Here is a 26693-nt window from a genome sequence, read left to right as displayed (position 1 = left end):
GGGCGATCTCGCGGCGGATCCGCAGCGCCTCCTCGACCTCACCCCGCCGCTCGACGATATCGGCGATCTTTGACCAGGTGACCGCGACCGAGCTGGTTTCACTGATCCGCTCGAACGTCGGCAGGGCGATCTCGCGGTGGATCCGCAGCGCCTCCTCGACCTCACCCCGCCGCTGGAGGATGTCGGCGATCTTTCCCCAGGTGATCGCGACCTCGCGGGTGTCACCGATCCGCTCGAACGCCGGCAGGGCGATCTCGCGGCGGATCCGCAGCGCCTCCTCGACCTCACCCCGCCGCTCGACGATATCGGCGATCTTTGACCAGGTGACCGCGACCGAGCTGGTGTCGCCGATTCCCTCGAACGTCGGCAGGGCGATCTCGCGGTGGATCCGCAGCGCCTCCTCGACCTCACCCCGCCGCTCGACGATATCGGCGATCTTTCCCCAGGTGACCGCGACCTCGCGGGTGCTACCGATTCGCTCGAACGCCGGCAGGGCGATCTCGCGGCGGATCCGCAGTGCCTCGTCGACCTCACCCCGCCGCTCGACGATATCGGCGATCTGACCCCAGATGATGGCGACGGACCTGGTGTCGCCGGCGTCGGTGAACAGTTGGCGGGCCTGGTGGAGCTGGTTCTCGGCTTGGTCGATCTCGCCGCGAGTGATGAGGCGGCTGGCGTGGTCGTAGAGGACTGCGGCGTGGTCGGCCGGGTTGGTCTGCCGGTCGCTGGTGCGGGTCTGCTGGATGGCACGTTGGAGCAGGGTGTCGGCGTGGTCTCCGTCGCCGCTGGTGCCAGCCGCGTCGGCGACGGCCCGTAGCAGGATGAGGGGAACCTCCTGGTGGTGGCGGTCGAGGAGAGCGATCGCGTGGTGGCCGAGCTCGGCGGCGATGGAGGCCGGGCCCTGCCGCAAGGCGTCCACGGCCGCAGTGGCGCAGTCGGCGGTGATGGCCGGGTTGTCGGCGACCAGGGCCAGTCGGGTCAGCTGCAGGTCCAGGTCGCTGCCGCGGGCGGGCCGGGGTGTGGCACCGCCCCACTCGGCATACAGCGGTTCGGCGGCCACGGTGGCGAGGGCGGCTTGCTCGTCGGGGGTGAGGGGGGACAGGCGTCCGGCAGCGAGGGCGTTGACGGCCAGGGCCGGGGCGTCGGGGCGGTGCTGGTCGGGAAAGGCATCAAGGAGCCCGAGGCCGCACAGGCGGGACGCCGATCCGCCGACAGTATCTGCGAGGGTGTCGATGACGGGGTGCGGGACCGGGACGGTGAACAGGGTGCAGGCCCGCAACAGATCACGGTGGGCGGGCCCGGCCTCGTCGAGAAGAGCGTCGAGCGCCAGGTTCTCCAGGAACGCGCCGATGTCGGCGTTGTCGGCCGGCAGGTCGCCCTGCTCGAGGTAGGCCTCCATGCCGACGACGGCGGCCTCGGCGCGGGCCCGGTCGACCTGGTCGCTGTAGACCAGACGCAGCCCGATAAGGTCCTGCAGCCCGGGGTTGCCGCAGCTCACCTTCAGCGCCCGCTGGGCCAGGTCGGCGCGCTGGGTCCGGTAGTGGGCCGGGGCGAGGTCCTGCTGACGCCGTTGGAGCTTGCGCTGGGCCGCTGGCGACAGGGGCTGTAACTGGACCGGTTCCAGCCGGGTCTCCAGCCCGCCGAGAGTGAACGTGTAGCGGCTGGTGACCAGCAAGCGGCTGTCGGTGATGGCCGGGTCGAACGCGGAGAGCACGTCGGCGAGTACGGTGGCGTGCCCGGGATCGAGCCGGTGCGGGCCATCGGGGTTGGCGGTCAGGATCTGTTCGAGATCGTCGATGATCAGCAGCAGGGGTTTGTGAACGTCGTCGAGTTCCTGGGAGCACGGTCCGGCCAGCAGATCGATCAGGAGCGGTTTGAGGCGGTCGGGCTGTTCGCGGACCTCGGCGCGCCTGGCTTCGATGAGGGTGCGGGCAGCGGCATTGGTGGTGGCGGCGTCGGCGATGGCGTCGAGGATCGCGGTGGGGGTGTAGTCGCCGAACACGACCGCCACGGCGCGGTTGGGATGACGGTCAGCGATCCGGGCAGCCAGGCTCGACTTGCCCAACCGGCCCTGCCCGTGAAGCAGAACCCCGGCCCTCTGCCCACCGCGCAGAGCCCGCAGCGTGCGCTGCATCTCCGGGCGGCGGCCCACGAACATTTCCGCGGCCGCGACCGGCAGCTGGTGCTTGCGGTCCAGGAACGCCTTGGTCACATGATGCGGCGGCACCATCTGGCGTTTACGGATTCCCCCGACCAGCACACCGCCACCGGCCGGCCCCAGCCACAGCCGCGCCAGGTGCCATTCGGCGCGCTGGCGCTCTTCGGAACAGGCCAGCAGGTGGCGGCGGGCCTCGGCGACGGCCTCGGCCACCCCGACACGACGGCCCAGCTGCCGGTAGAGGCGTTCGGCGAAACGAGTGGCGGCCTGGTCGCTGACCGAGCCGTCCCAGCCGATGACCGCGGGAATCCCGGCGGCCACCAGCCCGGTGGCCATCGAATGCGCCACCGGCACGCCGGACTCGGCCATCGGGCCGCCGCGGTGGCCGGCGCCGGCGGGAACATGCCCGGCCACGTCGGCACCGGTGGCGGTCAGACAGGCCGACACGAACGCCAGCCGCGGCCGCGGAGTCAACAAGCCCACCAGCGCGTCCGCGCTCGTCGGACACCCGTCCCCTAGATCGTCTTCCATCAGCAGGACGGGGGTGGCGGGCTTGTCGGGCCCCGGGCGCCAGTTGTGCAGCCCGTGACACGACAGATGCACCACCGGCATCCCGCCCAGCTCGGACAGACGCAGGCCAAGATGCTCGGGATTGCCGGAGTCCTCGACGACGAGATCAAGGCTCGTCTCCCCGACGGCGTTGAGGATGGCCAACTCCTCGGCCTCGAAGTCCAGCTCGTGCTGGCCCCGGGGGGCCGAGGCCATGAACGCCACCCCCAGCCGGTACCCGTCCAGGGCCAGCGCCGGACTCGGCTGGCCGAGCCGACGCGCCACAGCGAACAACTCCGGCGCCTCGGCAAGGAATCCACTATCAGGGGCTGCCAGCAGCTCGTACGGGGCCCGTAGCAGCGCCCACGCCGCCGCGGACGGCCTCGCCGGCGCCCGGACCTCGAACACCAGCGGCGCCGACGCCTCATCGAGCAGACCCGTCAACTGACCCAGGTCACCGTCGAGCCACCGATACAACTCGCGCCCCACCGCGAGCAGCGCCTGGTCCTTGGAGCCATTGCGCACGGCATCCACATACCGGCCGGCGACGGCAGTGAGCAGCTCGACGTCAGCAGTCTGCAACACCCGACGGGGACCGACCCGCCGGCCATCAACGACGAGCTCAAACCTGTTGGCATCCACAACCAGCCCCGTAACCATGAACTCAGCGTAGGAACAAGGCCCCAACCGTGAGGCCAAAACGCCCGAATCTGCTGAAGCGGCTCCGCGAACACCTCGCCGGATACCGACCCAAGCACGACTGCACCAGAAGAGGGGGGGGGACCGCGGGCTTGTAAGGGCGGACGTGGTCGTTGGCATGTCCGCCCAGGTCACTACCGCCGTAGCGGCAGCCCAGGTGAACGGCGCATCTCGTTCGACAGGCATCCGCCGCGGCAGGGCATGGTGGCGGTCGCGGTCTCGCCAGGCTTGGTCGTAGCTGCTGAACTTGCTGCTATGCAGGCCGTACTTGTTTCGCTCATCGCTGTCCTCGGGACGTTGGTGAGGTTCCGCCACCGGCTACGGAACCGGTCGCCGACGAGCTTCCTGCGAGCTTCGCCACCCAGCCGCCGCCCGTTCCCGCCGTCGCCCTGCCGCCCGCCCTCGTCGACCGCGTCCAGGCCCTCGCCGAGGAACTCCATGCCGCCACCGGACAGGCAGCCGACCCCGACGCCGCCTTGCGCGCCCGCTCCGGCCCCAGTGCCCAATCGGCGGGCTGTCCAGCTCACCGCGGGCAGCACCCTCGCCCTCGCGGCCGGCGGTGGCGCCCTGGTCCTCGTCGTCGGCGCGGTCCTGGTCTCCATGCTCCTCGGGGTCGCGATCACCGCCGCCTCCGTGGCCGTCTGCGCGGTCACCGTCCGCTCGATCCTTAAGAGCGACCGCCACTGACCTCATCGTCTGTCGCGCCTCGGCCTGCCCATGCTGTCTAACCCCCTGGACAAGCCGAGGTGCCTGCCCCGACCTCTGTCACTCCCTGGAGGAATCTGCACATGCGCCTCGAGACTCCGACCGGAGTCATCCGTCAGGTGGCGAACCTCGCCCAATTCGGCGACCTCAGCAGCTACGTCCGGCAGATCCAACGACTCGGCGGCTGCGAGCGGCCCATACGGATGGAGGGCCACCGCCTCGACGTCCACGCCGCAACCGGTGAGATCGTCGGCGAAGTCGTCGACCACGACCTCCCCGCCGGACAGCTCCTCATCCGCTGCAACAATCGCCGCGCCACCCGGTGTGCTGCCTGCGCCGAGGTCTACCGCAAAGACACCCTCCATCTCGTCACGGCCGGCCTGAGCGGCGGCAAGGGAATCGGTCTGGCGGTCGCCCGACACCCGCGCCTCTTCGCCACCTTCACCGCCCCGTCCTTCGGCCCGTCCACAACCGGCCCGGCGGTGGTCGCTGCCGCTGCGGCCGTCTCCACGCCGACGACGATCCGGTCCTCGGCACGCCCCTGGACCCTGAGCGCTACGACTACCGCGCCGCCGTCCTGTGGAACGCGCACGCCGGTGCCCTGTGGGCTCGCTTAACCACCTACCTCCGTCAACAGCTCGCCTCCCGCGCGGGCATTGGACGCTCCGAGCTGCGCCACTGCCTGAAGGTGTCGTATGCCAAGGTCGCCGAGTACCAGCGACGCGGAGCCGTGCACTTCCACGCCGTGATCCGTCTCGACGGTCCCGAAGGTGCCGAGGACTCCCCGCCCGCCTGGGCCACGACAGAACTCCTCACCGACGCGATCCGCTCGGCCGCACGCCTCGCCGAGACACCCGGCCCGCTCCTCGACGGCCGCGCTGATCTACCAGCACTCCGACGACGACCGACAGCAGGAGGTCGCCGCCGGCCTCGACGCCACCGTGCGAAAGGCGCGGGCCGCCGCGGCCGGGAGATCGCCGGACAGGCCTTCTGGCACGAATCTGGCACGCGGCGAGTGATCGCCGAACACAGCAAAAAAGGCCCCGGTCGACGACCTGGGCCTTGATCATGGAGCGGGTGACGAGAATCGAACTCGCGCTCTCAGCTTGGGAAGCCACGGCGCTTGGCGGACCGGATGGCTTCTGACCTGGTCATATGCGCTCTGGCGTGGCGCCCGGAAGCGTGGGATCGCACCGCTGTTGACCGCGGTTCACCGGTTTTAAGGGCACGCCATGGGCACGCCGTCGGCTTGGAGACGAGGAGGGCCACTCTTGGTGGCTGGCGCACGGACGAGCCCTGGAAGCGAGCGTTGCCCGGAAGGTCGCCGTTGCAGGAGCACCTGGAGCAGGGCTCAGCGGCGACCGAACGACTCGGGCCGGAGGCGGCTCGGAGCAGTCCCTGCAACACGGGCCTGCTGGACACCGCCGAGGCGATAGAGCGGGCCGACTTCGAGGGGAGGGCTGCGAGGAGATGACGGGCCTGCGGGATCACGGGGGGCAGGCATGTCGTGAAGAAGCCGGGACACAGGCAGGTCCAGGGCTGAGCCTTGATGTGTCCCGTGTCAGTCACCACACCACGGGCACGGATGGCTACGGCAGCACCTCTCTAGGCGGGGACGCCGGGGTGCCTGAGCGGTGCTCCGGCCTGATGGAGGCTGGTGAGGGCCTGCCGGTAGGAGTTGATCAGCCCGGTCTCGACGTAGTCCACGCCCAGTTCCTCGCAGTAGCGGCGGACGATGGTCCGGGCCTTGCGCAGGTTGGGGCTGGGCATGCTGGGGAACAGGTGGTGCTCGATCTGGTGGTTCAGCCCGCCCAATGCGATGTCCGTGAACCAGCCGCCGCGCACGTTGCGTGAGGTGAGCACCTGGCGGCGGAGGAAGTCCGGGCGGTCATCGCCCGTCAGGATCGGCATGCCCTTGTGGTTCGGAGCGAAGAGGGAGCCGAGGTAGACGCCGAACAGGCCCTGGTGGACGGCGACGAACGCGATCGCCATGCCGGGCGGCAGCAGCCAGAGCAGGACGGTCAGGTAGAGCGCGAAGTGCGCGAACAGCAGGGCGCCGTCGAGTGTTCGGTGCTTGAGCGAGCGATTGGCCAGCGCCTTCACGCTTGACACGTGCAGGTTGAAGCCCTCCAAGGTGAGGAGCGGAAAGAACAGGAACGCCTGCCAGCGGCCGATCAGGCGGGGGAGCCCCTTGGCGGCCCGGGCCTGGTCCTGGGACCAGACCAGGAGGTCGGGGTCGAGGTCGGGGTCGAGTTCCTCGTGGTTGGGGTTGGCGTGGTGGCGGGTGTGCTTGTCCTGCCACCATCCGTAGCTCATCCCGACGCCGGTGCCGGCGATCCGGCCGGATGCTTCGCTGGCCCTGCGTCGGCGGAACACCTGGCGGTGGGCCGCGTCATGGGCGAGCAGGGCGACCTGGCCGAAGACGACGGCCAGGAAGCCGGCGACGGTCAGCGTCCACCAGCTGTCGCCGATGAGCGCGACGGCGGCCCACCCACCGACGTAGAGCGCGGCCACCACGGTGATCCGCACTGCGTAATAGCCGGGACGGCGCCCCAGCAGGCCGGCATCAGCGATCTTTCTCGACAATCGGGCGAAGTCACTGCCGGACGTCTCCGATGAACTCCGATGAAGGGGGGCGGACCGTGGTGTTGGTGGTCATGTCGCTGAAGCTCTCTGAAGGAGGCAGATGGTCAGGCGCCGCCTCGGAGTTGCTGAGACCGGGCCACAGGCAGGGATGCGCTTTCGCCGTTGCGGACACACATCGCGCGAGGAACAGGGACGACGGCCCTCTCCGCATGCGGGTTCCCTGCCAGGCGGGTCTCACACCGTGGCAGGACAGGGCCGACGGAGCGACGGCCGCGCGCCTTCAGGGAAGAACAGGGAAGAACCGGGAAGGTCGAGGGCGGCTGATCACTGAGGGGCACTCGTCACGGTGACCGGCGAGGTCTGCCGCCAGGCCGCGGTTTCCGTGATGAGGACGGCGACGGTGGCCGGGCCCGGGGTGTCAGTGGTGGCTGCCTCGACTACCGCCTCCCGGACGGCGCGGGCGACTTTCAGTGGATGGTGTCCGGGGCCGACCGCGAGGTGAACCTCGATGTGTCGGCAGGGTGGATCATCATGGTCCTCCACCCTGACCGGGCGGCTGCCCAGTACGGTGGTGAGGCGGGCGACGCCCGGCACGCCCGCTGCGACGGCCGCCAGCTCCCTGGCGAGTCCCCGCGTGGACCCTGTTCCGGTCACAGGGGGCGAGCTCCGCGCGGCCGCAGCTTCCGGCGTGGGCCTCGTGGACGTCGCCGCGGTCCGAGAAGCCACGCCTGCCTCCGGAACCTCACGGAGATCCGTTACGCGCATGTCAGCCGTCACCGTGGCCAGCCCGAGCTGTTCAGCGGCCGCGCCCAGGAGCGCGCTCCTCAATTCTTCGGCGGTCTCCGGCAGCGGCCGCACGAGGGATGCGGTGAAGGCGGCCTCGATGGTGAGCGGGCCCGGCGGTAGCGCGCTGGCCGGCGGACGGACGGCCGGCTCGGACACGGGTTGGTGCGGCGCCGACCCGATGCGCAGGGACTCCAGTCGGACACCGGGAATCTCGGCGGCGGTGCGCCCGAGGGCTTGGACGGCCGCTTGCTCGGTGATCCACGTCCCGTCGTCGGGCCCGCCGAGCGGGAGCAGCCGGCCCAGGTGCAGCCGGCTTCGTACTGCCTGCGTCCACGCCTCGGTCACTGGCCTCTCACCCTTCTTCCACGGCCGCGGTTCTTGTCACGCGGCGCTCTGCCCGAGTGTCCGCGAGAGCTCGGGGCAGGGGCCTCAGGCCCCCTATCGGACCACCCCGTCTCACGCCCTATAGACGGGCAAAAGGTACTAAAAATACTATAATCGGAGTAATGGATGCTCTGTGGCCTCGCGAGGGAGGAATATCCCGATGACTGAGAACACCGGCGTCAAGCTCGGCGCTGCGCCCGGGTCTCGCGGCCGGACGACCATCGCTGAAGTGGTGGTGGAGAAGATCGCCGGAATGGCGGCACGGGACGTGCTCGGCGTCTATGCCCTGGGCAGCGGATTGGCCCGCTCGATGGGATCCATGCGCGAGCGGATGCCCGGCGCCGGCAGCGGCAGATCCGCCACGCGCGGGGTCAGTGTCGAGGTCGGAGAGCTGCAGGCGGCCATCGATCTGGAGCTCGTCGTCGAATATGGCGTCGCGATCACGGACGTGGCCGCCGCGGTGCGGGAGAACGTGATCTCCGCGGTGGAGCGGATGGCGGGCCGGGAAGTCGTGGAAGTCAACATCACGGTCAGCGACGTGAAACTGCCGGACGACGAGGAGGACGAAGGGGAGGAGCGGCAGCGGATCCAGTAGCAGCGGGGCGGAACAGCCCACTTGAGTGAAGGAGCGCGAAATGAGCAGGGCCGTGGTGGGCTTGATGGCCGGAATGGCGCTGGGTTTCGCCGCGTATTTCGGTGACTTCTGGGCTTTCCTGCTGGTGCTGGTGCTGGGCCTCGTCGGCCTCGTCATCGGGCGGTTCACGGAGGGTGATCTCGAACCGGGCGACTTCGTCCGCCGCCGGGACCGGCAGGATCGGATCCGTGACGACCGGCGCCAGGCTCGGGGAGACTGGCGGCGGTGAACGGGGAAGCCGATGAGCGTCCGGGCGTCCCCCGCGGGGAGCGCGGGGCGACCGCCGTCACCGACCGGGTCGTCGCGAAGATCGCGGCCCGGGTGGCGCGCGAGGCGCTGAGCCGGTTCACCGAGCCGGCCGGCCACGTACCACCCGGCCGCCGGACGCCACACGTGAGCACATCCGTACGGCGGGCGCCGGAACGGACCACCGCAGGACGGGACGCCGAGTCCGCCGCCGGACGGCAGGCGGTGCTCGGCGAGGCGCGGCTGCACATCACCGTCGAGCTCGGCTATCCGTCCGACATCGGGGCGCAGTGCGCCGCGGTGCGCCGGGAGGTCACCGAGCGGATCAGGGCATGGGCCGGCATGGAGGTGTCCGACCTCGCGGTGTCGGTCGGGCAATTGCACTCGGCCTATACGCGGCACACGGACCGGGAGAGGGTGAGATGAGCGCGAACACCTCGCGGCAGCCGACCGGTGACAGCGACCTCTCCTCCGGTCCGGGACAGGCGGCTCCGACCGCCGACGGCACCCCGGGGGCCGCCGAGGACGCGACGAAGGTGATCGACGGATCAGGCCGGTCGACGCACCGTTTCTGGTCGTCGCGGCGGATTCCCGCGGCCTTGGCGGCCCTGCTGTCCGCCGCGGCCGTCGGGTTTCTCCTGTACGACGTGGTCGCGGTGCGGGCAGGCCGTAATGCGATGCGCTGGCGGCGGCGGCTCGCCGAGGAACTGGCGACACGGCCCCTGGACGACGTCTGGATGATCGTCGGGGCCGCGGTGGCGATGGCCCTCGGCCTGTGGCTTTTCCTGCTGGCGGTGACGCCGGGACTGCGTCGGCTGCTGCCCATGCGGCGGCCCACCGGTATCCCTGGGACAGAGGACGTCCGAGCCGGGCTCGACCGCCGCGCGGCCGCTCTGGTTCTGCGCGACCGGGCCGTGCGGGTGCCCGGTGTCCAGTCGGCGCAGGTCGATGTCGGCCGCCGGAAGGTCAAAGCCCGGGCGCGGGCACATTTCCGCGATCTTGAGGAGGTCCGCGCGGACCTGGACGCCGAGCTGGGCGAGGCCGTTGCGTCCTTGGGCCTGGCCCGGCAACCCACACTGGCCGTGCGCGTCCGGCGCCCCAAGAAGGGCTGAGGTGATCCTGATGCTCAAGACGGTGAACCGGGTGCTGCTCGGGCTTCTCGGCCTCGGACTGTTCGCCCTGGGCGGCGGCGTGCTGCTGGGCGCACTGGACCTGCCACGCCACTGGGACTTCGACGTGCCGGGCTGGTGGCCCTTCCGTGGGCCGGACGATGTGGTGCTGGGCACCTGGGGACGCACCCGGTGGCGGGAAGAGGACTGGTGGTGGCCGACCGTCATCGCGGTGCTCGTCGTGCTGCTGGCCCTGCTGCTGTGGTGGCTCCTCGCGCAGCGTAGACACCGCCTGGACCAGGTCCTCGTCGACAGCGAAGAGGGCGCGCCGGCCCGACTCAACGGCCGCACCCTGGAGAACGTCATCGAGGAGGAGGCACAAGCCCTGGACGGGGTCTCGCGGGCCCATGTCCGGCTGACGGGCCGACGTACCGCTCCCACCGCACGCGTACGGCTGCTGTTGGAGCCTCACGCCGATCCGACACGGGCTCTCGGGCGGCTGAGCCGCGAAACACTCGCCCACGCACGAGACTCGACCGGCCTGGACCGCCTTCCCTCGGAGGTGCGACTCCGGGCAGCCCGCCACCGCGCCGAACGCACCGCCTAGGGTCCGCTGGGCGGAAGCCCGGTGGGGGTAGCGGCTGCGAGGCGCCCGGGATTCCCGGAACCCGAGCGTTCCGGTACGCGGAGGATCAAACCGACAGCACGCTGCCCGGGGTACTCGTCTCGCCGACGCGGAGCGCGAAGACACCGGCCCTTGGCGGCTTTGTGCGCCGGGGCCGCACGTACCACTTCTCGGCCGACGCGACATCGAGCACAGGCGCAGCGTGTCGTGCCGTACCGAGAGACCACGCAGATCTCGCACGGCCCTTGCCAGGAGGCATCCCGTCATGCTCCTCTTCCTGACCCTGCTCATCGCCGGAATCGCTCTGGTCGCCATAGGCGTGGCCGTCGACGGCATGCTCTACCTGATGTCCATCGGCGTACTGCTTCTGATTGTCGATCTGCTCTACCTGGCGACCCGCTCCATCTGGCGCTCCACCCGGCGCCCGGCCCGCTGACCGGCTCCCGAATGCCCAGGACCAGAGTGCGATGTTCGGGATCGGCTCGTGCAGCAAGGCGTGAGGGGTGTCGCGGGGGAGGGAACGGGAGAGAATTTCGCGCTGTACCGCAACCGCCTCATCAACGCCGGCTTCCTCTGGGGGCCTTCGCGGCCCTCACCGCCTCACCGGGAGCCACGGCTCACCACCGACGTCGACGCGAGCACGGAGACTGGCATGCCGCCGCACCACGGCTCTTGTTGAACCGCTTCCTCGGCCAGCTCCATCACTGCCTCAAGACCCGGCAGTTCGTCGACGAACAACGGGCCCTTCGCGCCGATGGCTCTGATTCCGGAAGCGTCGAGCGCTCAGACATGGTCAGGGCCGCTGTCGGCTTGCCGCTCACCCGCCTGCCCTGTCCGCTCCCGTTGCCCTGCTCAACTGGGCGGCGAGAGGGACGGCGGTCTTCTCCTCAGACCCTCTTTGGCAGCTGCACGAAGCCAGACCTCCGAGCTGTCCCCATCGGCCTTCAGCACCCGCGCGGTCACCACTACGGGATTCAGACGGCGGCACCGCCGCTGGCAACGATGCGGATAGTTTCCTCCTCACCAAGGCGAACTGTCCTGCTCGTCGGCGACGCCGCCGGCTACATGGACGCCCTCACCGGCGAGGACATCGCCCTCGCACTGGCCACGGCCGGGGCCGCCGTCCGCTGCCTGACCACCGGACGCCCTGACACGTACGAGCACGCCTGGGCCGGACTGACCCGCCGCCGCCGACTGCTGACCGGCGCCCTCCTGGCCGCCACCCGCCGCCCCGCCACCGCCCGCCTCGTCGTCCCCGCAGCATCCCGGCTCCGCCCACTGTTCTCAGCAGCGGTCCACGCACTGCAGTAGTGGTAGGCCGGACCTGGAGACCGCCTGTGTCCCGTGGCCGGGCACAGAGATCGTCTCGCCCTGTGGCCCGGAGGTCCGCTGCAGCCAGAAACTCACCTAGGCCAGGACGGAGGCACGAGCGCCGACCTACTCAGCCTGCACCCACGAGGGACTGTCAGCGTCATTGATCAGCCCCCTGCGCAGTGACATCAATCGCCCTCGACTGTCCACATCCTGAGATGGGGCGGCTTCGGGCCGTCTTTCCCATTGGGGCAGGACTACCATGCTGTACAAGCGTCCCAGACCCCGGCGGCTTGTCGTTGAGCGACACAGATGGCTGCGCGGAGCGGACCTCTCGTCCGTCACCCGACGCATCCCTGGAGAGAACCGGGCGGACCCCATGTCCTGTTGCGCAGGCCCTCGGACCGGCCGTTGTTCCGCCTCCGCCGCACGTACGTCCCTGTCGGCGGCGCGTCAGGAGGAGCCGAGGCTCCCGGCGTCCCCATCTCGCTGCCTGATGGTCTTCTGGACCGAGGCGTCATGCCCCTCCCACAGCTCGCCATCTATCGTCATGACCGACGGAAACGGGCACTGATCACCCTGGCTGGTGAGATCGACCTGGATACGGCACCGCTGGTGTGCGCGGCGCTGGCGCGATGCCTGAGCGACGGCATCCGCGTCCTCGATGTCGACCTCACCCCTGTGACCTTCTGCGACTGCAGCGGCCTCAACGCCTTCCTCTACGCCGCGCAGCGGACCAGGGAGGCCGGCGGGACCCTACGACTGCACAATCCGCCGCCGTCACTGGCGCACATCCTCGACCTCGCCGGTTGCGGGTTCCTGCTTCTCGGCCTTCCGCTCGGGCATCTTCCACCGGCTCTCGGGGACGTCCCCGACCCGGTCGTTCCGGCCCTGCCGGACCGGAGTGTTCCGCTGGTGACCGTCCTCACGGGCGATGTGCGGTGATGGCCCAGCCCGGACAGGGGCAGCCGCACGAGCGGCATGCGGGCGAGTCGTCCACCATGGACGCGGCGCGGTTGCGCCGCGTTAACCGCTGGCTGGCGCAGGACCTGGGCGAGGAGCTGGGGGATCTGTACGTCGACTCCCGAGAGACGTCCGCCGCTGAGGCGTACCGCAGCCGCAGCCGCCAAGACTTCCTGAACCGTCTCACCGGCGACATCCGGCGGTCGGGGTTCGCCATGGTGATCGCGGAGACGGACCACCTGGTGGGATGCGCCTTCGGGTTCCCGGTGGGCAGTGACGGCATCTGGTGGCTCGGGTTCGACGGAGCACTGCCGCAGAGCATCGAGCAGCTCACCGCGTCCGGCGGCGTCTTCGCGATCACCGGCATCCTGGTCCGGCCACACCCACAGGACCAGGACGTGGCCCGCCGTCTGCAGGAGCGGCTGCTGAGCGGCCACCAGGCATCCCTCGGCGCCACCTTGGTGGATCCGGGAGATCACCCGACCCTCGCGTCGCTCCGCTCCTGGGGATGGCTGGACCTGGGAGAGGTGCGGCGGCCGGCGGACCCGACCATGTTCCGTGCGCTGGTACTCCCCCTCGGGGAACGCACGACGGCGCGGCTGGAGGGCCTGGCCCACGATGCCTGGACGCGGTGGCCCGGATGAGGGCCGACAGCCGGTCGGCCCGCATCCAGGTGCTGGTCGCCGAGCAGGCCGCCCGCCGCGGCGCCCCGGTCGGTGTGGTGGACGTGTGCACCGCGGCCGTGGCCGCCTTGCCGGTCGGCGGAGCCGGGGTGTCGGCGATGTCCCGGACCGCAGCAAGCCATCCGCTGTGCAGCACCGACGACATCAGCGAGCAGTTGGAGGAGCTCCAGCTCACCCTGGGCGAGGGCCCCTGCGTGGACGCCTTCACCCACGGCGCGGCCGTCCTGTCCCCCGATCTGCTGACCGGCGGGCTGCAGGACCGCTGGCCCGTGTTCGCCGACGCGGCCCTGGAAGCCGGGGCACGCGCCGTCTTCGCACTCCCCCTGCAGATCGGGGCGATCAGCCCGGGAGTCCTCGACCTGTACGCCGACGTGCCGACCGTGCTGGACGCGGAGCAGCTGGCCGACGCGCTGGCGTTCGCCGATCTCGCGACGCTGCTCCTGCTCGACGCGCGGATCGACGGGACGGGCGCGCAGGCCGGCGCACCGTCCCGGGACCACGGCTTGGAGGACCTGGGTGGATACCGGGCGGAGATCGACCAGGCCACCGGCATCCTCACCGTCCAGCTCGGCGTCGGCATCGACGAAGCCTTCGTCCGGCTCCGCGCCTACGCCTATACGCAAGGGCGCCGGCTCGCCGACGTGGCCGCCGACGTGGTGGCCCACCGACTGCGCTTCCTCCCGGACAGCGAACCGAAACGGACCGACAACGGCAACTGACCCATCGGCTCAGGCCGACGAACGTGCTGCGCTTCCCGCCCCCTCCCGGCGGGACTAGTCTCAATCGAGGGTGTCACGATGAATCAGCAGCTTTTGGCCAAGACTTTCGTCGAGCTGGCCGACAACCTGGTCGCGGACTTCGACCTGATCGATTTCCTGCGCCTGCTGACCGACCGCTGTGTGAGCATGCTCGACGCGAGTGCCGCCGGGCTGCTGCTCGCCGACCGGGACGGCAAACTGCGCGTGATGGCGGCCTCCGACGAAGAGATGCGCCTGCTGGAGCTCTTCCAGCTGCAGAACGACCAGGGGCCGTGTCTTGAGTGCTTCAGTACCGGTGCGCAGGTGATCGTCCCCGACCTGACGCGGGAGGCCGACCGCTGGCCGCGCTTCGTCACGGCGGCCCACCGCAGCGGGTTCGGCGCGGTCCAGGCCCTGCCGATGCGCTTGCGTGACGAGACCGTGGGCGCCCTGAACCTCTTCCGCGCCGCGCCCGGCCCCTTCGACGCGCCCGACACACTCATCGCCCAAGCCCTGGCCGACGTAGCCACCATCAGCCTCCTGCAGCAACGGTCCGCCCACCGCAGCACCGCGCTCAACGAACAGCTGCAGACCGCGCTGAACAGCCGCGTACTGATCGAACAGGCCAAGGGCAAACTCGCCGAACGCCAGAGCATCGACATGGAACGGGCCTTCACCGCCCTGCGCGGGTACGCCCGCGCCCACAACCGGCGACTGTCCGATGTGGCCCGCGCCTTCATCGACGACTCCGAACCCCTCCCCGGGCTGGTGACCTGACCACCCTGGCGCGGGCTGTCGCCTCCGCGGACGCTGCCGAGGCGGCTCTGGCAGTGGCACGGGGCGGCGTTCACAGCCGGCGCCAGCGAGCCGAGGCGAAGGAGAAGGCACCGAAGAGGATCAGCCCGATCGCGACGGCGACCAGGAGCCACGGTCCTACCGATGTCTGTGCGAAGCTCCGGAGCGTCGCGTCCATGCCCTTGGCCTCGTCCGGATCGAAGCGGACGGCTGCCACCAGGACGAAGACCCCGGCCGCGGCGAACACCACGCCACGCGCCACGCCTCCCCCCACGCCCAGAGCGGTGACGACCTGCTTCGTACGCCGGCTCATGCCGCCGGTGTCCAACTGCTTCAGGAAGCTCCGCATGGCCGCCCGGACGGCGAGTACCGCGCCGATGCCGATCAGGAGGCAGCCTGCGGCCCCCACCAGCACCTGCCCGTACGACAGTTTGAGCGCCGATGCCGTCCAGTCCTGGGACTGCGCGTTGCCGCTGGAGCCCTGCCCGCCCCCGGCGGCGTACACCGCCGTGGTCCAGCAGACGAAGGCGTAGAAGACCGCCCGCCCGCCGTCCAGCGCGCGCGAACCCGCCTTCCGCCGGGGCCCCCTTGTGACCACGGCGCGGGCTCCCCGCCAGAGCGCCATGGCCGCGAAACTGACCACCAGCGCCCAGAGCATCCCTTTCCCGAAGGGCTGCGTCGCGATCTCGTGCAGCGCGCCCTGCCGGTCCGCCTGGCCGCCGCCGCTCCCGACGGCGATCCGGATGGACAGCAGCCCGATCAGTACGTACACGATGCCGCGCGCGACAAAGCCCGCCCGCCCTGCGGCGGTCAGCGTCTCGCGCTCCGTGGAACGGGCCGCGGACTTCGCGCCCCGGCCACGCCCTTGTGCGGTGGACGACGTCACGGAGTCCTCCCCATGGTGTGGACGCGCGATACGCGCCGTAGCCGGTCGCGGTTGGCCCGGCCGACGCGTTCGGTGACCCGGCCCCGCAACACCTGTGCCTTGTGCCTGATGGTCCGTCCGACGCTCATGGCAGCCTCCTGCCGGTTTGGTGAGTGGGCGCCCGCGTGATCGCCGTACAGGCCGTTGATCCCGCGGGCAGGATCGAGCCTCCCGAACGGACTACTCGCGGCGGCTACGACCGCGCCCGCGCATCGCGAAACCGACGATCCAGAGGACCAGGAGGGCGGCGGCGACCCACCACAGGATCTGCAGGGTGAAGCCGAACCCGAAGACCACCAGGATCAGCAGAAAGAGAAGAATCCAGATCATTGCCGGGCCTCCAGATCGCGGGGATTTCCTGATGTCCGCGGGGTCCGGGCGAAGCGGGAAGGTGGAATGCCGCGCCCGAATGATCCGGAAGTGGCATGGCCCTACACCGTGCTGCCAGTCAACGCCCGGCATCCTCCCTTGTCAACGCGGTGTCGACACTGAGGAGTTGGGGGAGCTGAGCAGGGGCCGCCGGGGTGAACGGAGCCGCGGCGGGTGGTTCGGCCGGCTCGGTCGGCGACGTCGGCAGGATGTGGTCCTCCCACCAGGACAGGGCCATCACGACGGCGAGCAGGACAAAGGGAGTTGAAGCCGGAACGATCAGCGCGTACATGCGTGCCGCCTGGTTCGGGATGCGTGCGACGCGGCGGACAGCAGCTCGTTGCCCGCTTGAGGCACATCGGGCGCGCCGGGACCACGTGACTCCGAGCGTGTGCGGGAACGGCCTCGCTCGTGACGCGGCGGGTCCCGGCACCGATGTGCAGGGTGCGCCCCCGGAAGGAGCGCGAGAGGTGATCGACGCTGCCGGGGGCAGGGGCGGCATGGAGCACGCTAGCCCTCGCGGCGGGTTTCCGACAGGTGTCAAGCAGCCATCCACGCCTGACGGACGCGCTGACCTCGCACGGTATCCAGGACCGTTGGGCAGGACTACGCTCTGGTGTGAGGCCCCAGTCCCCGGTTTCGACGCAGTGTCCAACTCCCGGGGAGGCCCACCGTGTTCGTCCTGCTCCTCATCCTCATCGCCGCCCTGTTCGGCCTCGGCTTCCTTCACCCGATCTGGTGGGTGGCCGCAGCGGTGCTGGTCTACGGCGCGACCCGGCACGCCCGCGATCGTGGCGGAGGCCGGGGCCGCGGCGGCGGTTCCGATCTCGGGGACTACCGCGACTACGAGGAGCGCCGGGACCGTCAGGACCGCTGGGACCGCCGCTACAGCCGCCAGAACCGGGCGCGCTGGCAGCGCGAGGACCGTCGGGACCACGAACACCACAGGTGACTCGTGGAGGGACCTGGCAGTCATGTGTGCCGGACGGCTTCAGCCGGGCCGGGCACGTCGAACTCATTGAGAGGTGCATGTCATGCATCGCACGACCCTGTTACATGAGGACTACTGGAAGCTGCGGGCCGAGGCCACGTGGGGGAACGCAGCCGCTGGAGACGTTCTCGTCGCACTGCGCGACGAGAACGATCAGCTGCGGCGGGCGCTGGCCGGCCGCGCCGTCATCGACCAGGCCCGCGGCATGATGATGGTCCTGACCCCTTGCACCCGCGGGACGGCCAGGGACCTCCTGGTCGACATCTCGCGGCAGTGCCACACCAAACTTGCCGAGGTGGCCGCGGCCATGGTCGCCGCCTGGGAGGGCAAGCCGCTTCCGGAGCGGATGCAGCGGGCGCTGCGGCGTGCACTGCGGCGGCTTTACGCGGAAGCCGACGGTGCGACTCGCCCCCCGGCCGATGAGCGGTCCAGGTAGGGAGCGGCCATGATCCACGCAGCCGACGTCCGGGAATGGCGCAACCGCGACGTCGTCGACAACGAGTCGCACAAGATCGGTGTCCTGGAGGCGGTCTACGTGGACACCACCACCGACGACCCGGCCATGGCCACGGTACGGACCGGACTGCCCACCCGGCACCGCCTGGTTTTCGTCCCCCTTCAGGACGCGATCGCCGGGCCCGACTATCTCAAGGTCGGCTATGTCAGAACGTCGGTGAAGCAGGCCCCGTCGATCGGCACCGACGGCGTGCTTCCCGCCGAGCAGGAGGAAGCGATCTTCAAGCACTACGGACTGCCCTACCAGGCCGGTGCGGCCGGCGAACGGCAGCTGCGGTAGGAGCCGTCAGGGCAGGGCTGTAGTTGCGGAGGAGAGCACGGGGGGACCGTGCCCCAATTCGCTGCGGTGCATGGTCCCCAGACGCTTGGGGACGGAGACGCGACGCTCATCCGGGACGGTCCCCCTGACACGTCGTCACGGGGACCGTCCCCGTTCCACTGCACGGTCCCGGTCTCCGAGGGGACCGAAGGGGCTGCTGCGGGGACGGTCCCCGTCGCTGGGGACGCTCTGGGGACCGGCAGGAAAGGCCCTCTGAGCTGCCGTTTCAGAGGGGACCGGTCCCCGGAAGCCGTCGGCACGGTCCCCGGGACGCGGTCCCCGAAGTGCTCATCGGGACCGTGTACGACAGGTTCGGGACCGACGGTCGTAGCCATGGCAGCTGCCATGAGGAGCGAATCAGGGCCGCGTCACGCAGCTCGGTGTCGGTCCCTCCGGGCAGCGGCGAGGTCGACGCGCGAGGGGTGGGGAATCGTTCGTACGGCATTGCCCCGGGCGGCTCCGTCTGGGGTCGCCCTGCGTTGGCGGCAGGGGGAGCCCACGGGTGCGTGGCACCAGTCGCACCGGACACTGAGCGCATCGGGGACGCCCTCGGCGAGGGCGGCCTCGCGCGCGGCGCGCGTCGGGCGGTAGCGGGCCAACTCGGCGCGGACGGCGGCGGGATGCACGACCCGATCTCGCTCAGCCGCTCCTCGACGTCGCGAGGCCGGCCACCGGTGGTGATCTGGTGGTGTGTCGAAGGGGCGGCAATGCCGGCGGCGACCGCGTTCCGGGACCGGAGCAGCTCGGCACGCCAGGCGGCCGGATCGTCGGGGTCGGCGGCCGGGGTGGGGTCGGTGTGCCGGTCGAGGCGGTCGCGTCGGTGGGCACGCCATCTGCGGGCGATATCCACGGGCAGGATCGGGTACGGCGAGTCGAGGACGTGGGACCGTATCGCCTTGCGGACGTCCCAGCCGTGGTCGGTGGCGAAGGGGACGTCGTCGAGCAGCTCCTGCCACTGGGCGATCTGGTCACGGGCTTCGCCCGTGCCGGTGCGGACGGTGCGGGGGTCGAGGCGGCCGATGTATGCGAGGACAGCTGCGACTTCGCGTCGGTCCAAAGGCGGTTACTCCGTTCCGGTCGGTTCGTCGAGTGCGGCGAGCAGGGCGACCATGTGTGCTTCGGAGCGCGTCATGCCGGTGGGCGGGGTGGTGGTGCCACCGGGCGGGGCGTAGAGGTTGGGGCGGCCAGGGGCGGGGGTGTGTTCCCGGGCGATCCACGCGCGCCAGTCGATGGCCCATGCGGCGGCGGTGCGGGGCGCTCATGGAGTCCGGTAGGCGCGCCACTTCTCGTCCGCTGCGTGCAGGGCGTGCTCGCCGAGTCGGTCGAGGTGGCCGTGGTGCTGGAGCATGGAGTACGTCGTCGCCCCGGCCCGCCACCTCGCGCCCAGGCCGGCGAACCTCACCCACGTGCAGGCGGCGGCGCTGCCGCCGGCCGCGCTGACCGCCTGGCAGGCCCTGGTGGACACCGCCGGGGTGCGCGCCGGTGAGCGGGTGCTGGTGCACGCGGCGGCCGGCGGGGTCGGCCACCTGGCCGTGCAGATCGCCAAGGCCCGCGGCGCGTACGTCATCGGCACGGCCAGCGCCGGCAAGCACGACCTGCTGCGGCAGCTGGGCGCGGACAAGGTGATCGACTACCGCACGGTCCGCTTCGGGGACGCCGTCGGGGACGTGGACGTGGTGCTGGACGGGCTCGGCGGCCAGAACGCCGAGCGGTCCCTGACGGTGCTGCGCCCGGGCGGCCGGCTGATCACCCTGCCCGGCCCCGACGACGTCCCCGACGACGTCCCCGACGACGTCCCCGGCCACGTGCGGGCGGTGTGGATGCTGGTCGAGCCCGACCACCTGGGTCTGCGCGAGATCGCCGCCCTGGCCGAGCGGGGCGCGCTCACGCCCGTGGTCGAGACCGTCGTCCCGCTGGCCGAGGCCGCGAAGGCGCACGAGGTCGGCGAGCAGGGCCGCACCACCGGGAAGATCGTCCTGAGCGTCGCCTGACGCCGGCCGCCCCGGCCGGGTCGGCTGCGGGCAGGTGGAGCGGGACCGGAGTCCCGGGACCGACCGGTCCCGGGACTCCGGGCGCGGCCGAACGGGACGGGGCGGACCTGCGGGCACGGCCGGACAGGACGGAACTGCGGCTCGGGGCTTCGGAGGGGGCGGGGCTGCGGCTCGCGGGGGTGCTTCGGTGACGGCCGGGGCGGCTCGCACGGGGCGGAGACAGGGCTGCGGCTCGGGCCGGAGGGGTGTCTTCGGTGGTGGCCGGGGCCCGCTGCTGCCGACGGGTGCACGCGGCCGGTATGTGGCACCGGGGAGGGCGCGTTGCGGGCCCAGGACGCCCTCGGTTGAAAATAATCCTGAGCAGACTCATAATTGAGTGCACTCGGGTTGAGTGAGTGAGGCGAGGTCCCATGGCCACGCCGAATTGGCTGATCCGGCCTCACGCCTGGATAAATAGGATGAAGACAAGGAGTAGTGCCCCATGCGAGCGTTCGTCGTCACCAAGTACAAGGAGCCGCTGCAGGAGGCGGACGTCCCCGAACCCACCGTGGGGGAGCACGACGTGCTCGTCCGGGTGGAGGCCGCCGGACTGAATCAGCTGGATGAGAAGATCCGCGCCGGTGAGTTGAAGCAGATCCTGCCCTACAAGCTGCCGCTGATCCTGGGCAACGATGTCGCGGGCACTGTCATCAGCGTCGGGACGGCGGTTCGCGGCTTCAGGCCCGGAGACGAGGTCTACGGTCGGCCCGACCAGGACCGCATCGGCACGTTCGCCGAGCGCATCGCCGTGGCGGAGGGCGACCTGGCGCTCAAGCCCGCTTCGATCAGCATGAATGAGGCCGGCTCGCTGCCGCTGGTGGCGCTCACGGCGTGGCAGGCGCTGGTGGAGCGCGGGAAGGTGCGGCCCGGGCAGAAGGTTCTCATCCACGCCGGGGCCGGCGGGGTCGGTTCGATCGCGATCCAGCTCGCCGCGCACCTCGGTGCGAGCGTCGCCACGACCGCCAGCGGGTCCAACGCGGACTTCGTGCGCGCGCTCGGCGCGGACACGGTGATCGATTACCGCAGCCAGGACTTCGAGCAGCTCCTGACCGGCTACGACCTGGTGCTGGACAGCCTCGGTGGGGAGACTCTCGAGAAGTCCCTGCGGGTGCTCAAGCCCGGCGGCAAAGCCATCGAGATCGCTGGTCCCCCAGAGCCCACTTTCGCGCGCGAGGCCGGCCTCAACCCGCTGCTGCGCCTGGGGGTCGCCGCCTTGAGCCGCAAGATCCGCAAGCAGGCGAAGAAGCTCGGCGTGACGTATGAGTTCATGCTCATGCGCGCCAGCGGCGACCAGCTCCGCCAGATCACCACCCTCATCGACCAGGGCGTGGTGCGTCCGGTCGTGGGAAAGGTGGTCGGCTTCGACCAGACCCCGCAGGCGCTGCAGTCCCTGTCCCAGGGCGGCATCCGCGGCAAGGCCGTCATCGACAACAGCTGACCCGCCGCAACCGCGACGGGCGACACAGAACGCACGAGGACACCACCCATGTCTGTCGCCTCCCAGTCGGTCGGACGGCGCGAGCGGAACAAGCAGGAGAAACTGGACCGCATCGTCGCTGCCGCCAGTGAACTGTTCGCCGAACACGGCGTCGATGAGGTCACGACCCAGCAGATCGCCGACCAGGCCGACATCGGCACCGGGACCCTGTTCCTTTATGCCAAGACCAAGGGCGAACTCCTCCTCCTTGTCCAGAACGCCAAGTACGTCGAAGCACTTGAGCAGGGCCGGGCGGACGCCGAGACCGTCCCGGGCGTGCTGGACGCGGTGCTGACGATCGTCCGGCCGATCGTCGAGTGCAACCGCATCCAGATCGACAACGGACGCACCTACCTGAGAGAGATGGTCTTCGGCGACCCCGAGGAGCCCCGGCACGGCGCGGCGCTGGCCATCGTCGCGCAGACCGAGGAGGCCGTCGCCGCCGTGCTGCGCCGAGACGATCGGGTCGCAGAGAGCGACGCCGCGACGCTGGCACACATCGTGTCCGCCGTGATGTTCCTCAGCATGGCGGCAGGCGTGAACATCGCCTTGAGCGTCGAGGAGATCGTGCAGGACATCCGCAGGCAGGTCGACGTCCTGCTGCCTCGCTGAAGCGCGGCCAGCCGGAGCCGCAACGGCAGCGATCTAATGCTGTGACCGCGTAGGTTCGCCGGGTTGGATCAGGCTGCGGTTGTGAGGGGGCGTCCGCCTCATCGGGTGCCTTTCTCGCTGCGGATGCGGGTGCCCCCTGCCCCGGTAGCGCGGTCTTGGGGCACAGCGAGGCGCTTCGCGCGAGGCCACGACCGAGTCCTCCATGGCCTCGCCGACTGCGACCCGCCCGCTCCGCCTCTCTCGCGGCAGCATCACGGCCCTGGCCCCGCCGCTTTGCGTCCGCGACTTCCCTAGCCTGCCGCCCATTAGTGGCGCAGGTCACTAATGCGTCTCGCCATTCGCGAAAATCAGCTGATATGTCATCAGAGACGGCCCTTCGATGTCCCTTTCGATGGCGCCTCGGCGCGGCTTAGGGCGCGCGGAGGGCACGCAACCCCCAAATTGGACTGGACAACAAACAAACCCCAGGCCACTGACCTGGGGTTTCATCATGGAGCGGGTGACGAGAATCGAACTCGCGCTCTCAGCTTGGGAAGCTTGGGTCTTCTGGAGGCGGTAACTCTTCTGACCTGCGGTGGGCCTAGAACGGCGGTCCGGGTGGTTGCCGACTTGTTCCCCGCTGTTCCCCGTGGTTCTCCGCGAGATCTGGCACGCATCTGGCACGTCCACGAGGCCAGGCCCCCGGCGTCCTGCTCGGCCGGTGCCAGCTTCAGGGACCGATCGATGGCGGTTGCGTCGATGACCATGAGTGCACGCTTGTCCGCCGGGGTCGCCTCCGGGGCCGGTGCCCCATGGCGCGGTGTGATCAACGAGATTGCAACTACGGGAGCAGTGCGGTCTTGCGGCAGGTTCGGCAGAGGGTCTTTCTCAGCGCTTCCGCCTGGTCGAGAGGCATCGGCGTGACGCTGTGCGTCCCGACTCCCTGGGTGGTGTTCCCCAGTTGCCCGGAGCTGATGTCCGCGCAGTTCTCGTAGAGGTGGTAGCGGTCTCCTCGCTCAGGCACGTATACGTCACTCATGCCAGCTCCTTCGTTGGAGAGGTCGGGAAGATCCCGCCGTGACGGGGGATCGGCGCGGCGGGGCCTGGCGCTGGCCGGGCCGGTTGATGAGGCGTCAGCGGCGGCGGAACACGCAGATGAGGCCAGCGCGTTCATCGCCGCTGAGGGTCTTGCTCTCAGCTGTCGCCATGTTGGCCAACACCCACCCTTCGGCTTCGATGGCTTCGATCTGCTCGCCTACGCCGGTCATCGGTCCGGTGTAATCGATGCTGCCCCCGCTCGCCTCGATGATCTTGTAAACAAGGACGGCGCGTCCTTCGGCGTAGGCCGTACGCGCTTCGTCAGTGGCACCGTGCACCTTGGCGTTTTTGATGGACTCGACGAACTCGGCACCGAACGCCTTGGCGTTGTTGATGAACCCCATGGCTCCCCCCCAGGAATGTTGAGATGAAAGATCCATCGTCCCGACCGGTGTGGACGGTGTGAAGGGGTGTGACGTGGCTGTGACGTTTCCCCGCACAGACGTCGAGCCAGCGTATCTGCGGTACCTCTTCCGGTACTGCATTGAGGCCCGGTGCGAATCGTCCGTCCTGCCAGAGACCTGGCGTGTCTCTTTGGACGATCGCCTCATCGATCATGAGACGGGCGTCGACCTTGACGGATACGTCTGGGGCGTGAAGTGGCACTCCCTGTACCCAGGTGCGAAGGTCCTCCCGGAGTCGGAAGCGACCCGTCGTTGGGCGCAAGCCTTGGGGATCGACTTCCATGAGGTTCGCATCGAGACCAACGCGCACCGCCTCACCCTGCTCTTCTCGGACCTGCAGATCAGCGAGGTGCCGGACGGCTACGCGTCCCTTCCCACGAAATAGCGGGCATCCCTTCCGCCCCTACGAGCTGCTGAGTGGACGTAGTGGCACGCGGTGGCACGCCCCCGAACACGACGGAGGGTCCGCCTGGGAGGAAACCCTCCTGAGCTGGCCCTTTTGCTGTGCCCCCGGCAGGCTTCGAACCTGCGACACCCGCTTTAGGAGTTCGATCCGGGCCCGGCCAGGCAGGTTCCCTGTCCGATCGGGGCGTTCGTGCCGGACCGCACATGGACGCCTACGTCCGGCGCTGTTGATGTCACCCGTGGATGTCAGCCGGAGCTAGCCTGCGCTTGTTCTCCTTGGCTTCCTTCCCCTTGCGCTGGGCCATACCGTACGCGGACCACGGCCCCTGAGCATCGGGCATCACCCCCTGTCTGCGCGTGGGCGGACGTTGACGCCATCAGTCGTTGTGCAAACTCAGACGCAGGCCCCTCGCGCGTGCCAAGCTGTAACAGGAGCACTGCCAGTTGAGGGAGCGGATCTTGTCATCTGAAGTCCACGTTTCTATCACCCCCCGAGGCATGAGCGTTACGGAGGCGTATCGACTTTTTAGGGAGGATTCACTGCTCGTAAATCGACGGTATCAACGAAAACTCGTCTGGTCAGTTGCCGAGAAGCAGCTCTTGATCGATAGCATCCTGGATGGCTACCCAATCCCTCTGATCCTCCTAGCCGAAAGGCCCAAGATTCACGGGAGCGGCAAGTATGAGATTATCGACGGAATGCAGCGCCTTGATGCCATTTTTTCATTTATTGAGCAAAAGTTCGACTATAATGGTATGCATTTCGATCTAGGGCAAAGCGCTAGGGCCCGCCAGGCCGCCGCCGCCGGTGCGTTTAAGCCTGTCGATACGCAGAGCCTGCTTCCTGCTGATAAATGCGCGAACCTGGTTGATTATCAGTTGGCTGTCACGATTTTTCCAACTCAGACTGAGGGTCAAATCACCGACGTATTTAGTCGAATCAACTCGAACGGGCGCCAATTGAGCGCCCAGGAAAAGCGGCAAGCGGGGATGCTTAACCCATTCTCGGAGCTTGTGCGAACAGTGGCAAGCTCTTTGCGGGGTGATGTCTCGGATGACGTGCTGCTGCTGCATGACATGCCGAGCATCTCTATCGAATCCTCTCGCGAGAGCCAGCAGTACGGGGTGCGGGCGGAGGATACGGTGTGGATCAGGCATGGAATTCTTAATGTCAAGCAGTTGCGAGAGGGGGATGACGAGCAAATGGTGGCAGACATTTCCGCCTCCATCTTGTCCGGAAGTCCTTTCCCTGCAAGCAAAGAAGAGTTCGATGAAATCTATGACTCGCAGAGCGAAAAGCATAAGCGTCTAGAAAGGTCTCTAGCTGCCTATGGGGGAAGGCGGCTTCAAACGGAGATCCAGTCGACGTTTTCCGTGCTCACAGAGGTGATTGACTCTCAGCTCGCTGGCCCGAATGGCCTACGGAACCTGGTTCGTCCTGGTGGCGGAAACCCGATCCGCACGCCTTTCTATGCGATTTTCATGTCTTTCTTTGAACTCATTGTCCGCCAGCAAAAGTCGCCTGCCGATAATTCGGCCATCGTGGCAGCCCTCAGGAACGTAGGGCCTCGTCTTAAGAGTGCGCGGCATTATACTTCGGCAGAGGATCGCACATCCAATATCGACACGATCACAGGGTTGATTCAGAGGCATTTTGTAGCCAAGGTGCCGCCCGTGTTTGGGCATGGTCCCGGCTTGGCACTGGATTTCGAAAACTCTCTCCGTAGATCCAGGATCGAAACCAGTCGGTATGAGTTCAAGCAGGGGGTTCTCAGGCTAGATGACCGTAGGACGAGGGATGACGGGCTCTTCGTGCGGCTGGCGGAAACCATTTGTGGAATCGCTAACGTGCAGCGAGGGCATGAGGGGTATCTGTTCATCGGCGTCGCAGACAAGGAGGCCGATGTAAAGAGGATCGAAACGCTTGACTCTGTGACCCCTGCACTGGTCGGCCGGTATCATCACGTTGTGGGTGTGGACAGGGAAGCGAAAGCGCTTAATATCTCGTTGGACGCTTACGTGCAGCGTTTCGTGACGAAACTATCGCAGCAGCCAATCAGTGATCCTCTGGCAACTCAGATTCTGAGCGGTGTGGATACAATCGAATACAAGGGCCTCTCGGTCATTAGAGTCCTGATTCCCGGTCAAAGCGATCTCTCCTACTGCGGAGATCGTGTCTTCATCAGGCGAGGCTCTTCCACAGAAGAAGTCACCGAGGTCCGGAAGATCGCAGCGCTAGCAAAGGGGTTCAGCTGACGGCAGGCGCCCTGCAAGTAGGTCGGTGGAGCGGCTTTGGGGTGGCGCTGCTTTGGCGCGAGTGATCATGGCCCCGTAAGCTTCCGGCGCGTCGGGCGGTCTGTGGACCTGCCCGGTAAAGCACGACGTTGGGGCCATGATCTTCGAGGCTCGCGCCAAAGTGGCTCCGTAAAGCCGTGGAGCCGACCGCCCCAGCCATGACGTACCCCTTCTCTGGCATCAGGTGGCTGATTGGCGTGCGCGCGGCACGGGCGCCGGCCGGGCTGGAGCGGGGCGGAGACAGGAGCGCAGGCCCGGCCGGGGGTCGGGCCGCGCGCGGTGAGCGGAGCGAGCCGCCTTGAA

At 69.0% G+C, this 26693-nt stretch carries 26 protein-coding genes and 5 pseudogenes; 21 read left to right on the top strand and 10 right to left on the bottom strand.

Annotated features, from left to right (window positions below):
* On the bottom strand, window positions 1–3367 hold a 3367-nt coding region (locus ACFYQQ_RS17340; protein WP_388904818.1), incomplete at its 3' end, for a CHAT domain-containing protein.
* 477 nt (window positions 3368–3844) lie between these two features.
* Between ACFYQQ_RS17340 and ACFYQQ_RS17335 the strand changes: the two genes are divergently transcribed.
* Together ACFYQQ_RS17335 and ACFYQQ_RS17330 are read left to right on the top strand one after the other, a co-directional pair.
* Window positions 3845–4093, top strand: a complete 249-nt coding sequence (locus ACFYQQ_RS17335; protein ID WP_355781551.1) for a SpdD protein — start codon at window positions 3845–3847, stop codon at window positions 4091–4093.
* Between the two features lie 101 nt (window positions 4094–4194).
* Window positions 4195–5177 (top strand): annotated as a pseudogene (locus tag ACFYQQ_RS17330) (replication initiator).
* A 539-nt stretch (window positions 5178–5716) separates the two neighbouring features.
* Here the strand turns inward: ACFYQQ_RS17330 and ACFYQQ_RS17325 are convergent.
* Entirely contained in the window at window positions 5717–6697 is a 981-nt protein-coding gene (locus ACFYQQ_RS17325) for an acyl-CoA desaturase (RefSeq protein WP_355781547.1), read from the bottom strand.
* A 324-nt stretch (window positions 6698–7021) separates the two neighbouring features.
* Window positions 7022–7828 (bottom strand): hypothetical protein, encoded by an 807-nt coding sequence (locus tag ACFYQQ_RS17320; protein ID WP_355781544.1) that lies wholly within the window; start codon window positions 7826–7828, stop codon window positions 7022–7024.
* 199 nt (window positions 7829–8027) lie between these two features.
* On the opposite strand from ACFYQQ_RS17320, the gene ACFYQQ_RS17315 reads away from it, so the two are divergent.
* The 12 genes and pseudogenes from ACFYQQ_RS17315 (at window position 8028) to ACFYQQ_RS17260 (ending at window position 14952) form a co-directional block, all read left to right on the top strand.
* Entirely contained in the window at window positions 8028–8462 is a 435-nt protein-coding gene (locus tag ACFYQQ_RS17315; RefSeq protein ID WP_355781541.1) for an Asp23/Gls24 family envelope stress response protein, read from the top strand.
* A gap of 40 nt (window positions 8463–8502) precedes the next feature.
* Complete coding sequence (locus ACFYQQ_RS17310) at window positions 8503–8730, top strand: hypothetical protein (protein WP_351472778.1); 228 nt, start codon at window positions 8503–8505, stop codon at window positions 8728–8730.
* Complete coding sequence (locus ACFYQQ_RS17305) at window positions 8727–9173, top strand: Asp23/Gls24 family envelope stress response protein (RefSeq protein ID WP_355781537.1); 447 nt, start codon at window positions 8727–8729, stop codon at window positions 9171–9173. The genes ACFYQQ_RS17310 and ACFYQQ_RS17305 overlap by 4 nt, the downstream gene beginning before the upstream one ends.
* Window positions 9170–9859: a DUF6286 domain-containing protein gene (locus tag ACFYQQ_RS17300; RefSeq protein WP_355781534.1), complete on the top strand. Its 690-nt coding sequence runs from the start codon at window positions 9170–9172 to the stop codon at window positions 9857–9859. The genes ACFYQQ_RS17305 and ACFYQQ_RS17300 overlap by 4 nt, the downstream gene beginning before the upstream one ends.
* Before the next feature lie 10 nt (window positions 9860–9869).
* On the top strand, window positions 9870–10463 hold the full coding sequence (amaP, locus tag ACFYQQ_RS17295) for an alkaline shock response membrane anchor protein AmaP (RefSeq protein WP_355781531.1): 594 nt from the start codon (window positions 9870–9872) through the stop codon (window positions 10461–10463).
* Window positions 10464–10746: 283 nt separating this feature from the next.
* Window positions 10747–10917: a hypothetical protein gene (locus ACFYQQ_RS17290; RefSeq protein ID WP_355781529.1), complete on the top strand. Its 171-nt coding sequence runs from the start codon at window positions 10747–10749 to the stop codon at window positions 10915–10917.
* 111 nt (window positions 10918–11028) lie between these two features.
* Window positions 11029–11225: pseudogene (locus ACFYQQ_RS17285) on the top strand (IS110 family transposase); the annotation flags it as partial.
* 258 nt (window positions 11226–11483) lie between these two features.
* Window positions 11484–11792, top strand: coding sequence for a hypothetical protein (locus ACFYQQ_RS17280; RefSeq protein WP_388904868.1), 309 nt, complete (start codon window positions 11484–11486; stop codon window positions 11790–11792).
* Window positions 11793–12311: 519 nt separating this feature from the next.
* Complete coding sequence (locus ACFYQQ_RS17275; protein WP_355781526.1) at window positions 12312–12737, top strand: STAS domain-containing protein; 426 nt, start codon at window positions 12312–12314, stop codon at window positions 12735–12737.
* The gene (locus ACFYQQ_RS17270; RefSeq protein WP_355781523.1) at window positions 12737–13399 is read left to right on the top strand and encodes a hypothetical protein; all 663 of its coding nucleotides are present in this window, start codon (window positions 12737–12739) and stop codon (window positions 13397–13399) included. Before ACFYQQ_RS17275 ends, ACFYQQ_RS17270 begins: the two co-directional genes overlap by 1 nt.
* Window positions 13396–14157, top strand: coding sequence for an ANTAR domain-containing protein (locus ACFYQQ_RS17265; RefSeq protein ID WP_355781520.1), 762 nt, complete (start codon window positions 13396–13398; stop codon window positions 14155–14157). Before ACFYQQ_RS17270 ends, ACFYQQ_RS17265 begins: the two co-directional genes overlap by 4 nt.
* Window positions 14158–14235: 78 nt before the next feature.
* Window positions 14236–14952 (top strand): GAF and ANTAR domain-containing protein, encoded by a 717-nt coding sequence (locus ACFYQQ_RS17260; protein WP_355781517.1) that lies wholly within the window; start codon window positions 14236–14238, stop codon window positions 14950–14952.
* 70 nt (window positions 14953–15022) lie between these two features.
* On the opposite strand, the gene ACFYQQ_RS17255 is transcribed toward ACFYQQ_RS17260, so the two are convergent.
* The 3 genes from ACFYQQ_RS17255 to ACFYQQ_RS17245 all read right to left on the bottom strand — a co-directional run bounded on the left by ACFYQQ_RS17255 (window position 15023) and on the right by ACFYQQ_RS17245 (window position 16556).
* Window positions 15023–15856: a DUF1206 domain-containing protein gene (locus tag ACFYQQ_RS17255; protein ID WP_355781514.1), complete on the bottom strand. Its 834-nt coding sequence runs from the start codon at window positions 15854–15856 to the stop codon at window positions 15023–15025.
* A gap of 219 nt (window positions 15857–16075) precedes the next feature.
* Window positions 16076–16225 (bottom strand): hydrophobic protein, encoded by a 150-nt coding sequence (locus ACFYQQ_RS17250; RefSeq protein WP_355786914.1) that lies wholly within the window; start codon window positions 16223–16225, stop codon window positions 16076–16078.
* Between the two features lie 118 nt (window positions 16226–16343).
* The gene (locus tag ACFYQQ_RS17245; protein ID WP_355786912.1) at window positions 16344–16556 is read right to left on the bottom strand and encodes a hypothetical protein; all 213 of its coding nucleotides are present in this window, start codon (window positions 16554–16556) and stop codon (window positions 16344–16346) included.
* A 381-nt stretch (window positions 16557–16937) separates the two neighbouring features.
* Here ACFYQQ_RS17245 and ACFYQQ_RS17240 point away from each other — a divergent pair, with 381 nt between their 5' ends.
* From ACFYQQ_RS17240 to ACFYQQ_RS17230, 3 genes are all read left to right on the top strand, one after another.
* The gene (locus ACFYQQ_RS17240; RefSeq protein ID WP_355786909.1) at window positions 16938–17216 is read left to right on the top strand and encodes a hypothetical protein; all 279 of its coding nucleotides are present in this window, start codon (window positions 16938–16940) and stop codon (window positions 17214–17216) included.
* Window positions 17217–17298: 82 nt separating this feature from the next.
* Window positions 17299–17691: an ANTAR domain-containing protein gene (locus tag ACFYQQ_RS17235; protein ID WP_355786906.1), complete on the top strand. Its 393-nt coding sequence runs from the start codon at window positions 17299–17301 to the stop codon at window positions 17689–17691.
* Window positions 17692–17700: 9 nt separating this feature from the next.
* A complete protein-coding gene (locus ACFYQQ_RS17230; RefSeq protein WP_355786902.1) occupies window positions 17701–18051 on the top strand; it encodes a PRC-barrel domain-containing protein in 351 nt (116 codons plus the stop codon).
* 407 nt (window positions 18052–18458) lie between these two features.
* Here ACFYQQ_RS17230 and ACFYQQ_RS17225 read toward each other — a convergent pair.
* A pseudogene (locus tag ACFYQQ_RS17225) lies at window positions 18459–19147 on the bottom strand (hypothetical protein).
* A gap of 6 nt (window positions 19148–19153) precedes the next feature.
* Window positions 19154–19438 (bottom strand): annotated as a pseudogene (locus ACFYQQ_RS17220) (helix-turn-helix domain-containing protein); the annotation flags it as partial.
* 1 nt (window position 19439) lies between these two features.
* On the opposite strand from ACFYQQ_RS17220, the pseudogene ACFYQQ_RS17215 reads away from it, so the two are divergent.
* The 3 genes and pseudogenes from ACFYQQ_RS17215 to ACFYQQ_RS17205 form a co-directional block, all read left to right on the top strand.
* Window positions 19440–20081, top strand: a pseudogene (locus ACFYQQ_RS17215) (NADP-dependent oxidoreductase); the annotation flags it as partial.
* A 481-nt stretch (window positions 20082–20562) separates the two neighbouring features.
* Entirely contained in the window at window positions 20563–21558 is a 996-nt protein-coding gene (locus ACFYQQ_RS17210; RefSeq protein WP_355786900.1) for an NADP-dependent oxidoreductase, read from the top strand.
* A gap of 48 nt (window positions 21559–21606) precedes the next feature.
* A complete protein-coding gene (locus ACFYQQ_RS17205; RefSeq protein WP_355786897.1) occupies window positions 21607–22209 on the top strand; it encodes a TetR/AcrR family transcriptional regulator in 603 nt (200 codons plus the stop codon).
* An 820-nt stretch (window positions 22210–23029) separates the two neighbouring features.
* Here ACFYQQ_RS17205 and ACFYQQ_RS17200 read toward each other — a convergent pair.
* Both ACFYQQ_RS17200 and ACFYQQ_RS17195 read right to left on the bottom strand, forming a co-directional pair.
* Entirely contained in the window at window positions 23030–23227 is a 198-nt protein-coding gene (locus tag ACFYQQ_RS17200) for a hypothetical protein (RefSeq protein WP_355791729.1), read from the bottom strand.
* Window positions 23228–23321: 94 nt separating this feature from the next.
* Window positions 23322–23630: a hypothetical protein gene (locus tag ACFYQQ_RS17195; RefSeq protein WP_355791730.1), complete on the bottom strand. Its 309-nt coding sequence runs from the start codon at window positions 23628–23630 to the stop codon at window positions 23322–23324.
* Between the two features lie 963 nt (window positions 23631–24593).
* Here ACFYQQ_RS17195 and ACFYQQ_RS17190 point away from each other — a divergent pair.
* Complete coding sequence (locus tag ACFYQQ_RS17190; protein ID WP_355791735.1) at window positions 24594–26351, top strand: DUF262 domain-containing protein; 1758 nt, start codon at window positions 24594–24596, stop codon at window positions 26349–26351.
* Window positions 26352–26693: the final 342 nt, after the last annotated feature.

Origin of the sequence: Streptomyces sp. NPDC005496, assembly GCF_042872045.1 — a bacterium.
Lineage (GTDB): Bacteria > Actinomycetota > Actinomycetes > Streptomycetales > Streptomycetaceae > Streptomyces.
The sequence above is the reverse complement of the archived record's forward strand: the minus strand, read 5'-3'. Positions and strand labels throughout refer to the sequence as shown.

Bases quoted from the DNA above. Each gene is read 5' to 3' on its own strand.
- ACFYQQ_RS17335 (WP_355781551.1), top strand. From the start codon at position 3,845: ATGCCGCCACCGGACAGGCAGCCGACCCCGACGCCGCCTTGCGCGCCC.
- ACFYQQ_RS17315 (WP_355781541.1), top strand. From the start codon at position 8,028: ATGACTGAGAACACCGGCGTCAAGCTCGGCGCTGCGCCCGGGTCTCGC.
- ACFYQQ_RS17310 (WP_351472778.1), top strand. From the start codon at position 8,503: ATGAGCAGGGCCGTGGTGGGCTTGATGGCCGGAATGGCGCTGGGTTTC.
- ACFYQQ_RS17300 (WP_355781534.1), top strand. From the start codon at position 9,170: ATGAGCGCGAACACCTCGCGGCAGCCGACCGGTGACAGCGACCTCTCC.
- amaP (WP_355781531.1), top strand. From the start codon at position 9,870: ATGCTCAAGACGGTGAACCGGGTGCTGCTCGGGCTTCTCGGCCTCGGA.
- ACFYQQ_RS17290 (WP_355781529.1), top strand. From the start codon at position 10,747: ATGCTCCTCTTCCTGACCCTGCTCATCGCCGGAATCGCTCTGGTCGCC.
- ACFYQQ_RS17280 (WP_388904868.1), top strand. From the start codon at position 11,484: ATGCGGATAGTTTCCTCCTCACCAAGGCGAACTGTCCTGCTCGTCGGC.
- ACFYQQ_RS17275 (WP_355781526.1), top strand. From the start codon at position 12,312: ATGCCCCTCCCACAGCTCGCCATCTATCGTCATGACCGACGGAAACGG.
- ACFYQQ_RS17270 (WP_355781523.1), top strand. From the start codon at position 12,737: ATGGCCCAGCCCGGACAGGGGCAGCCGCACGAGCGGCATGCGGGCGAG.
- ACFYQQ_RS17265 (WP_355781520.1), top strand. From the start codon at position 13,396: ATGAGGGCCGACAGCCGGTCGGCCCGCATCCAGGTGCTGGTCGCCGAG.
- ACFYQQ_RS17260 (WP_355781517.1), top strand. From the start codon at position 14,236: ATGAATCAGCAGCTTTTGGCCAAGACTTTCGTCGAGCTGGCCGACAAC.
- ACFYQQ_RS17250 (WP_355786914.1), bottom strand. From the start codon at position 16,225: ATGATCTGGATTCTTCTCTTTCTGCTGATCCTGGTGGTCTTCGGGTTC.
- ACFYQQ_RS17245 (WP_355786912.1), bottom strand. From the start codon at position 16,556: ATGTACGCGCTGATCGTTCCGGCTTCAACTCCCTTTGTCCTGCTCGCC.
- ACFYQQ_RS17235 (WP_355786906.1), top strand. From the start codon at position 17,299: ATGCATCGCACGACCCTGTTACATGAGGACTACTGGAAGCTGCGGGCC.
- ACFYQQ_RS17230 (WP_355786902.1), top strand. From the start codon at position 17,701: ATGATCCACGCAGCCGACGTCCGGGAATGGCGCAACCGCGACGTCGTC.
- ACFYQQ_RS17210 (WP_355786900.1), top strand. From the start codon at position 20,563: ATGCGAGCGTTCGTCGTCACCAAGTACAAGGAGCCGCTGCAGGAGGCG.
- ACFYQQ_RS17205 (WP_355786897.1), top strand. From the start codon at position 21,607: ATGTCTGTCGCCTCCCAGTCGGTCGGACGGCGCGAGCGGAACAAGCAG.
- ACFYQQ_RS17200 (WP_355791729.1), bottom strand. From the start codon at position 23,227: ATGAGTGACGTATACGTGCCTGAGCGAGGAGACCGCTACCACCTCTAC.
- ACFYQQ_RS17195 (WP_355791730.1), bottom strand. From the start codon at position 23,630: ATGGGGTTCATCAACAACGCCAAGGCGTTCGGTGCCGAGTTCGTCGAG.
- ACFYQQ_RS17190 (WP_355791735.1), top strand. From the start codon at position 24,594: ATGAGCGTTACGGAGGCGTATCGACTTTTTAGGGAGGATTCACTGCTC.